Genomic DNA, 11,201 nt, shown 5'->3' with positions numbered 1-11,201 from the left:
GGGGTGGGAGGGCACCGGTGCGTGGTGAGCTCCCTCCCGCCCCGACGGGGTGGGAGGGCACCGGTGCGTGGTGAGCTCCCTCCCGCCCCGAGCGGGGGAGGGGACTCTCCTGCGCGGCTCCGCGCGGAGGCGTCAGCGCGTCAGTGCAGGGGGATGGTGCGCACCAGGCCCGCGAAGGCCTGCTGCTCCGCCTCGGTCAGCTCCACCGACTCCATCGGGTGGGCGGAGGTGCCGCGCTGGGCCGGGACGACCGAAAGGCCTTCGAAGGCGCCCGGCTCCGGGTGGTGGAAACGGCTGTCCCACAGCATGTGGCCGAGGCCGATCAGCCAGACGGCGGCGGCCACGAGCAGGACGGCGATGCCGATTTCCTGAGCGAGGGAGATGGAGGGGAACACGCGGTCCTCCAAAGGAGTGCTGGAGTGCGGTACAAGATCGGGCGTGGGGACACTCAACACCAGAACCGCCCGAATGGGTAGAGATGTGCTGAGCGTCACGCCAGGGCCGAAGGTCCCTTCCTCGGCTCCGGAGGTCCCGCTGCCCGTCCCCACCGCCCGTCCCCGCTGGCCGTCTCCGCCATCCGTCTCCGGTGCCCGTCCCGGCCGCTCGTCCCGGCCAGGCCAGGCCAGGCCAGGCCAGGTCAGGTCAGCGGCAGCTTGAAGCCCTCGTGGCTCCGGGCGTAGCCCAGCCGCTCGTAGAAGCGGTGCGCGGCGGTGCGCCGCTTGTTGCTGGTGAGCTGCACCAGGCCGCAGCCGCGCTCGCGGGCCCGGTCCGCGGCCAGCTCCATCAGGCGGGCCCCGAGCCCCCGGCCCCGCCGGTCCGCGCGGATCCGTACGGCCTCCACGAGGGCCCGCTCCCGCCCGCCCTGGCCGAGACCCGGGACATAGGTCAGCTGCAGGCAGCCGACGAGGTCCCCGTCGTCCTCCAGGACCAGCATCTCGTTGCGCGGGTCCGCCGCGATCGCGGCGAAGGCGCGCTCGTGGGCCTCGGAGACCACCGGCTCGACGGCCGTGACCCCGCCCATGCCCCCGGCCCCGGATCCGGCCGATTCCGCGTCCGCGCCCGGGGCTTCGTCCTGGGCCAGCAGGGCGAGTACGGCGGGCAGGTCCTGACGCGTTGCGGTACGGAAGATCATGCCGGGATCATGCCAAAGGGGCCGGGCGGCGGTGCGGCCCGGCCCCTTCGGCGCCGCCGCTACGGGCGGAAGCGCACGACCTGCGGGTCGTGGTCGCTGTTCTGGTCCGAGAACTCGGCGTTGATGTGCACGCTGTCGTAACTGAACTTCTTGATCGCCGGGCTGGTCAGGATCTGGTCCAGCACCTGCGCGTTGCCCTGGAAGACGTACGAGTACCGCTCCGACTTGGGCAGCGACTTGATCGCCGGGTACAGGGCCCCGCCGTCCGCCAGCGCGTTCGTCGTCGCCGAGAACTCGAAGTCGTTGATGTCACCGACGACGAGGACGTTCGCGTTCTTCTCCGCCGCCAGGATGTCCTTGACGAAGCCGTTCACCGCCTGCGCCTGGAGCAGCCGCTTCTCCTCCGACTTGCGCACCGGCGGCTGGTGGTGCGAGGTCAGGCCCTCGTCGCCGCCCTTCGAACCGAAGTGGTTGGCGATCACGAAGACGGTCTTGCCGCGGAAGACGAACTCGCCGGCCAGCGGCTTGCGGCTGTCCACCCACGCCGGGTTCGCCGGGTCGATCCGGCCGGGGGAGTGGGTCAGGGCGGCCTTGCCGTCCTGCTTCACCACACCGGTCGCCGTCACGGCGTCGCCCGGGGCGCGCTCGGTGAAGGAGACCCGCTCCGGGTTGAAGAGGAACACCTGGCGGATGTTGCCGCCGGGCTCGCCGCCGTCCTTCTTGTCCTCCGGGTCGACGGTCTTCCACTGGTAGGCCGGGCCGCCCGCGGCCGCGATGGCCGCGGTGAACTTCGTCAGGGTCGCCTCGGCCGAGACCGTGCCGTCGTTCTTGGCGCCGTTGTCGTCCTGGATCTCCTCCAGGGCGAGGATGTCGGGGGAGGCGAGGTTCTCGACGACCGCCTTCGCCAGGTTGTCGAACTTCTCCTGCGGGTCGGACGGGTCGAGGTTCTCGACGTTGTACGTGGCCACCGCGAGTTCGTTGGCCGCCTGCGCCTTGGTCTTCTCCGGGGCGAGGGTGCCCGCCGTGACCGTGCCGAGGGTGCGGGCCACCAGCGTGTAACCGCCGAACTGGTTGAAGTCCAGCGGTCCTTCGGTGCGGCCGGTCAGCTTGTCGCCGACGTTGGCCACCGGGAACGGCTGCTGCGCGAGGGGCGCGAGCTGCTGGATCTGGAGGCGGCCGGTGTTCTGGGATTCGTACGAACCGTAGAGGGTGCCGCCGCGCTTGGTGTTGTTCTCCCAGCCCTTGACCGTCACCCACAGCTCCGCGTACGGGTCGGTGGCGCCGACCACGCGCGAGTTGCCGATCGCGATGTTCATGCCCTCCAGGGACTCGTAGTAGTCCAGGGCGTAGCGAGAGGGGTCCAGGGTCAGACCGTTGATGCTGCCGTCGGCGGCCGGGTCGCCGTCCGGGGCGTACGCGCAGGGGACCGAGTACTCGTTGACCGCGGTGGCCGCGGGCACCGCGTTGCCGGAGGAGACGACGGTCACGACGGGCTTGGAGATCTGGGTGACCGACTGGTTGCCGGAGGTGAGGCCGCCGGGGACGTACTCGCCGACGAGGCCGGAGACCGTGACGGCGTCGCCGACCGCGACGGTCGGGACCGAGCTGGTGAAGACGAACACGCCCTCACTGGTGGCGTCGTCGTCGTCCGTGTCCGGGTCCTGGATCCAGAAGCCGCGCGAGCCGTACGTGCGAACGCCCGTGACGACGCCCGCGACATCGGTGACCTGCTTGCCGACCAGCGGGGATATCCGGGTCGTGCCCTGGATGTCGTGGATGCGTATCGGATCGGCGGACACGGCGCCTTCGGCCGCGTCGGCGGTGCCCGCGAGCAGGCCGGTGGCCAGCGCGGTGGCGACGAGGGCCGCGACGGCGGCGGAACGGGGATGCGAGGAGCGCATGGGCTGGAACTCCGGTGTGTGGAGGAGGAAGCAGATATCTACGCGCGTCAATTTCCTTCGTGGCCGGCAAAGTTGTCAAGCCCTCCAGGGAATACGGAGATTGACTGTGGGATGAACCAAAGGGGAGAGGCCGCCGGGAGCGCCCGAAATGCGTCTACTCTGGGGCGCCGTACGACCCGCAGGACCCCTGAACGACCCGTACCCGAACCACCCGTGCCCGCGAGGAGAACCGCCCCATGTCCGCAGACTCGCACCCCGCGCTGCCGCCGGTACGGCTGCTCCCCGACGCGGAACTGGCCCGCGACGCCCTGGCCGCCCCGCTGTTCGCCCGCGCCGTGCGCCTCGCCCGCTGGGCCGGACCGGACACCCGCGTGGACACCGGTGGCGAGCTCGTCGCCGGCCAACTGCCGCAGGCCGTGGCCCTGCTGGGCCTCGACCCCGCCGACGAGGACTCCGCCGCCCACGCGAGCCAGGCCTGGCGGGTGGCCGTCGACACCGGCCTCGTCGACGTCACCGAGCCGGAGGAGGACCGTTCCACCGCCGGGGAAGCGGCCGAGGGGGAGCCCGAATTCGGCACCGCCGAGCCCGGCGAGGACCTGGCCCTGGTGACCGGCGGAACCCCCGGCGACGTGCTCGACCTGTGGCTGGCCGCCCTGGACACCGTCCTCGCGGACGCGGCGGTGCCCGCCCTGGACGACCTCGTCGACGCCCTCGACGCGGGCGGCGAGATCGACTTCGACCAGCTCGACTGGAACCCCCGCCGCGAGGCCGACTTCCTCGACGGAGTCCTCGCCAACCTCTACCTGCTCGCCGTCGCCGAAGGCGGCACGGCCGACGGCCCGGTGCCGCTCCCGGTGCTCGCCGCCTCGATGGTGGTGCCGGACGACATGGGCGACCCCACCGACGCCGTGCTGGAGCAGGTCTCGGACGCGATGATGCGCCTCGACGACCAGTTCCGGCAGCTGGAGCCGATCGGGCTGGTCGAGTTCCGCCCCGTGGACGAGGAGCTGATGGCGGAGGCCGAGGACGAGGAGTTCCTCGCGAGCGTCGGCGCCGACCCCGACGAGGAGGACGTCTCCCGGTACGGGCTGGTACGGCTGACCCCGCTCGGGCTGTACGGGATCCGGGCGCGCATGCTGGAGGCGGGCGTCGAGGCCCCGGCCGTCGGCGAACTGGCCGGCAAGGGCGCGGACGTCCTGCTCGACGTGGTCTCCCACTACTCCGAGGCCGCAGCCCAAGCCGAGATCGACCAGTGGCTGGCCGAACGCCCGGTACCCGAGGCCGCCGCGGACCTGCTCGCCGCGGCGCGTGGCTCCGATCCCGGCGGCCCACTGCGCCGGCTGCGCTGCCAGCAGGCCCTCGCGCCGGCCGGGGCGGGGGCCGAGCCGGCCGTCCGCGCCGTACTGGACGACGCGGAGCTCGGCGGGCTCGCCCGGGTGTGGCTGGCCGAGCGCGGGGTGGCCGACGTACCGGCGCCGGACGAGGAGATGGTGTTCTGGCTGACGATCGACACGATCGCGGCGCAGCTCGCCACGGGCGGCGCAAGCGCCGGGGCAGGGGAGGGCGGTGAGGGCGCCGAGGCGGAGCTGCCGCTCCTGATCGAATCGCTGACCGCCCACCACGCCGGGTTCTTCGAGCGGGCCTGGCGGGTGGAGCACCCGGCGACGGCCCACGTGCTGGAGGCGATGGGGCGGCTGCACCCCGACAAGAAGGCCGCGAAGGAGGCCCGGAAGGCCGCGTTCAAGGCGCGTTCCCGGGGCGTATGAGGCGTTGCTAACCAGCCGTTCCCGAAAGGGACTCGGCCAACGCGGGCACCGGGTAAGGGGTCGATTCGTTTTCCCGGGTAGTTCAGTCGGCGTTCACGTGCGGGCGGGAGCGTGTGCGCCGACGACCGCACGACAGGCGCAGCACCTCCCCACCCCTGGAGACCCGATGCCGCTCAGCCGCAGAGATTTCACCACCCGCACCGCACTCGCGGGTGCGGGAGTCGCGCTCACCGGAACGGTCGGCGCACTCGCCACCGCCCCCGGGGCCCTCGCCGCGGACGACGGCGCGCTGCAGGACGCCGGCCGCGAGCAGGATCAGGACGGCCACGGACATGGCCACGGTCCCGGCTACGGCCCGCTCGTGCCCGACCCGGCCGGCATCCTGGCCCTCCCCGCCGGATTCACGTACCGCGTGATCACGCACAGCGGTGTCACCGTGCTCGATTCGGGCGAAAGCACCCCGTCCAACCACGACGGCACGGCCGCCTTCGAAGGCCACCGGGGAGTCACCCTCCTCGTCAACAACCACGAGCTGAAGGGCCCGCGCACGAACTGGACGCACCCCGTCCCGCTCGCCGAGGGCCTCGTCTACGACCCGGCCGCGGCCGGGGGCTGCACGGTCGTCGAGGTCCGGCGCGGCGGCGAGGTCGCCGAGTGGGTGGGCATCTCCGGTACGTCGACCAACTGCGCGGGCGGCTCCACCCCCTGGGACACCTGGCTGACCTGCGAGGAGAACTCGGACCTCGCCGGCAAGAACGGGATGACCAAGGACCACGGCTACGTCTTCGAGGTCGACCCGCACGACCGCCGCGCCAACCTCGACCCGAAGCCGGTCAAGGCCTTCGGGCGCTATGACCACGAGGCCGTGGTCATCGACCCGCGGCAGGGCCACGCCTACCTCACCGAGGACGCCTCCAACCCGAACGGGCTGCTCTTCCGCTGGAGCCCGCCGCCCGGCTTCCGCCACGGCCGCGGCAAGCTCCGTACGCTCGCCGACGACGCCGGCGTGCTGGCGGCGGCCAAGTGCTTCGACAGCTCGGGGCTGTTCGTCGACGATCTCTCGCGGGCCACGAAGATCGGGACCACCTACGGGGTGGACTGGGTGCCGGTCCCGGACCGCGACGCGCGCACCGTCGCGGTCCGCAAGCAGTTCGGCACGGCGGCCGTGACCCGCGCGCGCAAGCTGGAGGGCATGTGGTGGGCCGACGGCGGCGCGTACTTCGTCTCCTCCTACGCCCGTGAGGAGAGCCCGGGCGCGGCCCACGACGGCCAGGTGTGGTTCTACGACCCCAAGCGGCGCACAGTGCGGCTGCAGGTCCTGCTCGGGGTGAACGCAGACCCGTCGGTGGACGGCGGGTACGACGGCCCGGACAACATCACGGTCTCCCCCTACGGCGGTCTGATCATCGCGGAGGACGGCTCGGGGCTGCAGCACCTGTTCGGCGCGACCGAGTCGGGGCGCACGTACCCGCTGGCCCGCAACGAGATGAACCTGGGGACGGCGCAGGATCCGGAGTACTCGGAGTTCACGGGCGTCTGCTTCTCGCCGGACGGGCGGACGCTGTTCGCCAGCCTCCAGGACCCGGGCATCATGCTGGCCGTCACGGGACCGTGGCGGCGCCGGCGCTGACCGGGAGACGCGGACATGGGAAGAGCCGCCGGGCCTTCGGGCCCGGCGGCTCTTCCCGTCGTCTCACCTGTTCGTTCGTTCGCTTGTTCGCCGTGCCTCTACGGCTGGATCACTGAGCTTCGGCGCGGCTGGCCGCGGCCCACTCCTCGAGGAGGAACTCGTACGCCTCGGAGGGCCACTCGCCGTCCACCCGGCTCTCGACGAGCTGCCGGATCGCCTCGTTCGCCTCGGCGGCGGACGGGCGCGCGGGGCCCGCGGGCTGGAGTGTCTGGTGCATGCTTCCAAGGCTACGGGCGGGCACTGACAGCCACCTCCGTATTAAGGGTGGAACAGGTCACCCGTGGAGGGCGTCCGTCGCTCCATGTGCCCGCCCACCTGCTCAGAGTGCCTGCGCGGCCGGCTTGACCATGCCCCGCACTGTGCGCGACTTCACAAACTCGCCCATGGCCGTCATCTCCCATTCGCCGGAGAACTGCTTGATCAGCTTGGCCATCATCACGCCGGTCTGCGGCTCGGCGCTGGTGAGGTCGAAGCGGACCAGCTCCTCGTTGGTCGCGGCGTCGATGAGGCGGCAGTAGGCCTTGGCCACCTCGGTGAACTTCTGGCCGGAGAAGGAGTTGACCGTGAAGACGAGGCCGGTGGCGTCCGCGGGCAGCCGGCCGAGGTCCACGACGATCACCTCGTCGTCGCCCGCTCCCTCGCCGGTGAGGTTGTCGCCCGAGTGCTTGACCGAGCCGCCCAGGATGGACAGCTTCCCGAAGTAGCAGCTGTCGATGTGGTTGCGCTGCGGTCCGTACGCGATGACCGAGGCGTCCAGGTCGATGTCCCGGCCGCGGAACGCGGGCTCCCAGCCGAGGCCCATCTTGACCTGGGAGAGCAGCGGGCGGCCGCCCTTGACCAGGGACACGGTCTGGTTCTTCTGGAGGCTGACCCGGCCCTTGTCGAGGTTGATCTTCCCGGCGCCGGGTGCGGGGGCGGCGGCCGCGACCGGCGCGGGGGCGACCGGTGCGGGGGCGGTCGGCGCGGGTGCCGGGGTCGCCCCGGGTGCGCCGCTGGTGAGCCAGGGCGAGGCCGCGTACGTGGGCGGCGTCGGGGGAGCCGGGGGCACGGGCGGGGCGACGGGGGCGGGGGCGGCGGCTGCCGGAGCCGGCTCATCCTCCACCGAGACCCCGAAGTCGGTCGCGATGCCGGCGAGGCCGTTCGCGTACCCCTGGCCGACCGCGCGCACCTTCCACACGCCGCCGCGCTGGTAGACCTCGACGACCACCAGGGCGGTCTCCGTGCCGAGCTGCGGCGGGGTGAAGGAGGAGATCACCGCTCCGTTGCCGGCGTCCCGGACGGTGGCGGTGGGCTCGATGCCCTGGAAGGACTGGCCCGCGGCGTCCGGGCTGGCGGTGATGACGATCCGCTCGATGCCGGGCGGGACCGAACCGGTGTCCACGGTGATCGAGTCCGGTGCCGTGCCGCCGCCCGAGCGGTAGGTGACACCGGGGCCGGACGGCTGGTTGAAGAAGATGAAATCGGCGTCGGAACGCACCTTGCCGTCGGCGGCGAGGAGCAGCGCGGACACGTCGAGCCGCACCGGGGCAGCCACGTCGACCGTCACGCGGACGGCATTGAGCGGCAGGTTGGAACCAGGGGTCATAGCGGTCATGCCGGGAGAACGACCGAGGTGGCTTTGCCGTTCCCTTACTTTCACCCGGTTTCCCGGTTCTTCACCCCCGCCCCACCCGCGCCTCAGACGCGGCCCCGGTTGCGGGGGTGGTTCCTGGCGGTCCGCTCGTTGCCGAACTTGTAGGAGCCGGTCCAGCGGGCCATGACGAGCTGGGCGTCACCGGCCTCGACCTCGGCCAGGAACGCGGCGGCCCGCCCGCCCCGGAGGGTGGCCGCGGACCGGCCCTGGTGGGTGATGACGACGCTCTGGTCGCCCCGCTGTTCGTACGAGAATCCGTGAGGTCTGGGCATGGGCAGAGGGTGCCGTGCCCGGGCCGCGGCCTGCAACGCAATATGCCCTGCCCCTGCCCCTGCCCCTGCCCCTGCCCCTGCCCTGCCCCCGCCCTCCCGCGCCTGGCCTCGGCGGTACGGGAGTCCAGCGGGCCGCCCGAACTGAAGGCCCAGGGCCTGCTCACCGACGAGGAGCTCGCGGCGGAGAAGGCCCGGGTCCTGAGGGCCTGACCCCGCCGCGCCTCGACGACGGCCTAGCCTCCCGTGACCCGTCGCGGGAGGCCGAGGGGGTTGGCCTCGCGGAGTTCCGCCGGGAGCAGGGCGTCCGGCACCGACTGGTAGGCCACCGGGCGCAGCCAGCGCTCGATCGCCGTGCCGCCGACCGAGGTGGAGTGGGAGGTCGCCGCCGGGTAGGGGCCGCCGTGGTGCTGGGCCGGGGCCACCGCCACACCGGTCGGCCAGCCGTTGACCACGACCCGGCCCGCCAGCGTCGTGACCTGGGAGATCAGCTCCGCCGCCGGACCCGGGCCGCCGTCCGCCTCGGCGGCCGACAGCTGCAGGGTCGCGGTGAGGTTCCCGGGGAGCCGACCGAGCACGGCGGCGGCCTCGTCCTGGCCCGCGTACCGGGCCAGCACGGTGACGGGGCCGAAGCACTCCTCCAGGAGCACCTCGTAGGGCCCGCCTTCCAGCAGGGTCCGCGCCGGCACGCTCAGGTAGCCCGCGCCGACGGTGTGCTCGCCGCCGGAGCCGGGGGTGACGGGCGCGTCGACCCCGGGGAGCGCGGCGCGTTCGCGGACCCCGGCGACGAAGTTCTCCCGCATCCGGTGGTCGAGGAGCACCCCGGGCTCGGTCTCCCCGAGCGCCTTGGTCAGCGAGCTCGCGAGCCGGTCCCCGTCCGCGCCCTCGGGTACGAGGACCAGACCGGGCTTGACGCAGAACTGGCCGACGCCGAGGGTGACCGAGCCGGCCAGCCCGCCACCGATCTCCTCGGCGCGTTCGGCGGCCGCCGCCGGGGTGACCACGACCGGGTTCAGGGAGCCCAGTTCCCCGTGGAAGGGGATCGGTACGGCTCGCGCGGCAGCGGCGTCGAACAGGGCCCGCCCGCCCCGGATGGACCCCGTGAACCCGGCGGCGGCGACCAGCGGGTGCCGGATCAGCTCCAGTCCGGCGTCGAACCCGTGGACCACGGCGACGACCTCGGCCGGCAGCCCCGCGGCGACGGCGGCCCGGCGCAGAAGCGAGGCGCACAGCTCGGAGGTGCCCGGGTGGTCGGGGTGCGCCTTGACCACGACCGGGCAGCCCGCGGCCAGGGCGCTGGCGGTGTCGCCGCCGGGCACGGAGAAGGCGAGGGGGAAGTTGGAGGCGGCGTAGACCGCGACCACGCCGAGCGGCACCTTGTAGCGGCGCAGTTCGGGGCGGGGCGGGGCGGTGGTGGGATCGGCGTGGTCGATGCGGATGTCGAGGTAGGAGCCCTCGTCCACGGCGTCGGCGAAGGCGCGGAACTGGCCCGTGGTGCGGGCGAGCTCGCCGGTGAGCCGGCCGGGGCCGAGCGCCGTCTCGGCGTCGGCGGCCTCGATGACGTGGGAGGCCGCCTCGTCGAGCAGGTCGGCGGCGGCGCGCAGGAAGGCGGAGCGCCGCGCGGCGTCGGCCAGCGAGCCGCGGGCGGCGTGGGCCGCGCGCACGGCCTCGTCCACCTCCCGGGGTGTGGCCTCCACCGCAACCTGCTCGCGGTGCTTCCCGGTGCGGGGGTCCACACTCCAGACTGGTGTTGCTGCCATGGCGAACTGCCTCCTGGATCTACGCTGACCCGCGCGGATGCGTTCAGTATTGTGAACGCTGTTCCGTTGGATGAATGATCACATCCACCGTGGACTCTATTTCCGTGTCTTCCGGGTTGACAAGAGACAGCAGAGACAGAGGGGCGCGAAGGCGGATGACCACCACAGCTGAGTCGGGGGGCTCGGGCGCACCGGCGGCCGTCAAGTCGGCGGTACGCACGGTCCAGTTGCTGGAACACTTCGCTTCCCGGCCGGGGCTGCACAGCCTGGCCGACATCCAGAGCGACCTCTCCCTGCCCAAATCCAGCCTCTACATGCTGCTGCGCACCCTGGTGAACCTGGGCTGGGTGGAGACGGACGCGACGGGCACCCGGTACGGCATCGGGGTGCGGGCGCTGCTCGTCGGCAGTTCCTACATCGACGGGGACGAGGTCGTCGCGGCGGCGAGGCCCACGCTGGACCGGCTCTCCGACGATACGACGGAGACGATCCACCTGGCCCGCATGGACGGGACGAGCGTGGTCTACCTGGCGACCCGGCAGTCACAGCACTACCTGCGGCCCTTCACACGCGTCGGGCGGCGGCTGCCGGTGCACTCGACGGCCCTCGGCAAGGCACTGCTGGCCACGCACACGGACGAAGAGGTACGCGCACTGCTGCCGCGGCGGCTCGAAGCCGTCACCGAGCACACCATCACCGACCGGGACCGGCTCATCGAGGAGCTGGCACTGGTACGGGAGCAGGGGTACGCGGTGGACCGGGAGGAGAACACGCTCGGACTGCGCTGCTTCGGGGTGGCGGTGCCGTACCGGACGCCGGCGCGGGACGCGGTGAGCTGTTCGGTGCCGGTGGCGCGGCTGACGCCGGGACACGAACGGGGCATCAAGGCGGCTCTGTTCGCGGCGCGCGACCGGCTGTCGGTGGTGACGCGGCGGATGTGAGGCGGGGGCGGTGGCGGGCCGGGGGCCTCGGCGGACGTGAGACGGGCCTGAGGTGTACGTGAGGCGGGCCTGGGGCGGGCCTGGGGCGGGCCTCGGGCGCGGGTGGTGC

10 protein-coding genes are annotated in these 11,201 nt (G+C 72.7%); 3 read left to right on the top strand and 7 right to left on the bottom strand.

From position 1 onward, the window contains the following. Positions 1-140 precede the first annotated feature (140 nt). The 3 genes from ABZY57_RS21685 to ABZY57_RS21675 form a co-directional block, all read right to left on the bottom strand. Entirely contained in the window at positions 141-395 is a 255-nt protein-coding gene (locus tag ABZY57_RS21685; protein WP_356514284.1) for a hypothetical protein, read from the bottom strand. A gap of 242 nt (positions 396-637) precedes the next feature. Beyond that, a complete protein-coding gene (locus tag ABZY57_RS21680) occupies positions 638-1,132 on the bottom strand; it encodes a GNAT family N-acetyltransferase (RefSeq protein ID WP_356514282.1) in 495 nt (164 codons plus the stop codon). A gap of 59 nt (positions 1,133-1,191) precedes the next feature. After that, positions 1,192-3,033, bottom strand: a complete 1,842-nt coding sequence (locus tag ABZY57_RS21675) for an endonuclease/exonuclease/phosphatase family protein (protein ID WP_356514286.1) — start codon at positions 3,031-3,033, stop codon at positions 1,192-1,194. Positions 3,034-3,269: 236 nt separating this feature from the next. On the opposite strand from ABZY57_RS21675, the gene ABZY57_RS21670 reads away from it, so the two are divergent. Together ABZY57_RS21670 and ABZY57_RS21665 are read left to right on the top strand one after the other, a co-directional pair. Then, positions 3,270-4,799, top strand: coding sequence for a hypothetical protein (locus ABZY57_RS21670; protein WP_356514280.1), 1,530 nt, complete (start codon positions 3,270-3,272; stop codon positions 4,797-4,799). Positions 4,800-4,965: 166 nt separating this feature from the next. Next, positions 4,966-6,429, top strand: coding sequence for an alkaline phosphatase PhoX (locus tag ABZY57_RS21665; RefSeq protein WP_356514278.1), 1,464 nt, complete (start codon positions 4,966-4,968; stop codon positions 6,427-6,429). A 109-nt stretch (positions 6,430-6,538) separates the two neighbouring features. Here the strand turns inward: ABZY57_RS21665 and ABZY57_RS21660 are convergent, their stop codons facing one another. The 4 genes from ABZY57_RS21660 to ABZY57_RS21645 form a co-directional block, all read right to left on the bottom strand. Beyond that, a complete protein-coding gene (locus tag ABZY57_RS21660; RefSeq protein WP_243338429.1) occupies positions 6,539-6,706 on the bottom strand; it encodes a hypothetical protein in 168 nt (55 codons plus the stop codon). Between the two features lie 102 nt (positions 6,707-6,808). Beyond that, positions 6,809-8,074 carry a TerD family protein gene (locus ABZY57_RS21655; protein ID WP_356514275.1) on the bottom strand — a complete coding sequence of 422 codons (1,266 nt, stop codon included), beginning with the start codon at positions 8,072-8,074 and terminating at the stop codon, positions 6,809-6,811. Between the two features lie 92 nt (positions 8,075-8,166). Beyond that, positions 8,167-8,394 (bottom strand): hypothetical protein, encoded by a 228-nt coding sequence (locus ABZY57_RS21650; RefSeq protein WP_254383842.1) that lies wholly within the window; start codon positions 8,392-8,394, stop codon positions 8,167-8,169. A gap of 233 nt (positions 8,395-8,627) precedes the next feature. After that, positions 8,628-10,151 (bottom strand): aldehyde dehydrogenase (NADP(+)), encoded by a 1,524-nt coding sequence (locus tag ABZY57_RS21645; protein ID WP_356514273.1) that lies wholly within the window; start codon positions 10,149-10,151, stop codon positions 8,628-8,630. 155 nt (positions 10,152-10,306) lie between these two features. Here ABZY57_RS21645 and ABZY57_RS21640 point away from each other — a divergent pair, with 155 nt between their 5' ends. After that, positions 10,307-11,092 (top strand): IclR family transcriptional regulator, encoded by a 786-nt coding sequence (locus tag ABZY57_RS21640; protein WP_274552515.1) that lies wholly within the window; start codon positions 10,307-10,309, stop codon positions 11,090-11,092. Positions 11,093-11,201: the final 109 nt, after the last annotated feature.

Source organism: Streptomyces sp. NPDC006450 (assembly GCF_040612195.1).
In the GTDB taxonomy this organism is placed as follows: Bacteria; Actinomycetota; Actinomycetes; order Streptomycetales; family Streptomycetaceae; genus Streptomyces.
Note: the sequence above shows the minus strand (reverse complement) of the source record. Positions and strands in the feature narration are given on the sequence as shown.

Coding starts and splice junctions, on each gene's coding strand:
- ABZY57_RS21680 (WP_356514282.1), bottom strand. CDS start 1,132: ATGATCTTCCGTACCGCAACGCGTCAGGACCTGCCCGCCGTACTCGCC.
- ABZY57_RS21675 (WP_356514286.1), bottom strand. CDS start 3,033: ATGCGCTCCTCGCATCCCCGTTCCGCCGCCGTCGCGGCCCTCGTCGCC.
- ABZY57_RS21670 (WP_356514280.1), top strand. CDS start 3,270: ATGTCCGCAGACTCGCACCCCGCGCTGCCGCCGGTACGGCTGCTCCCC.
- ABZY57_RS21665 (WP_356514278.1), top strand. CDS start 4,966: ATGCCGCTCAGCCGCAGAGATTTCACCACCCGCACCGCACTCGCGGGT.
- ABZY57_RS21660 (WP_243338429.1), bottom strand. CDS start 6,706: ATGCACCAGACACTCCAGCCCGCGGGCCCCGCGCGCCCGTCCGCCGCC.
- ABZY57_RS21655 (WP_356514275.1), bottom strand. CDS start 8,074: ATGACCCCTGGTTCCAACCTGCCGCTCAATGCCGTCCGCGTGACGGTC.
- ABZY57_RS21650 (WP_254383842.1), bottom strand. CDS start 8,394: ATGCCCAGACCTCACGGATTCTCGTACGAACAGCGGGGCGACCAGAGC.
- ABZY57_RS21645 (WP_356514273.1), bottom strand. CDS start 10,151: ATGGCAGCAACACCAGTCTGGAGTGTGGACCCCCGCACCGGGAAGCAC.
- ABZY57_RS21640 (WP_274552515.1), top strand. CDS start 10,307: ATGACCACCACAGCTGAGTCGGGGGGCTCGGGCGCACCGGCGGCCGTC.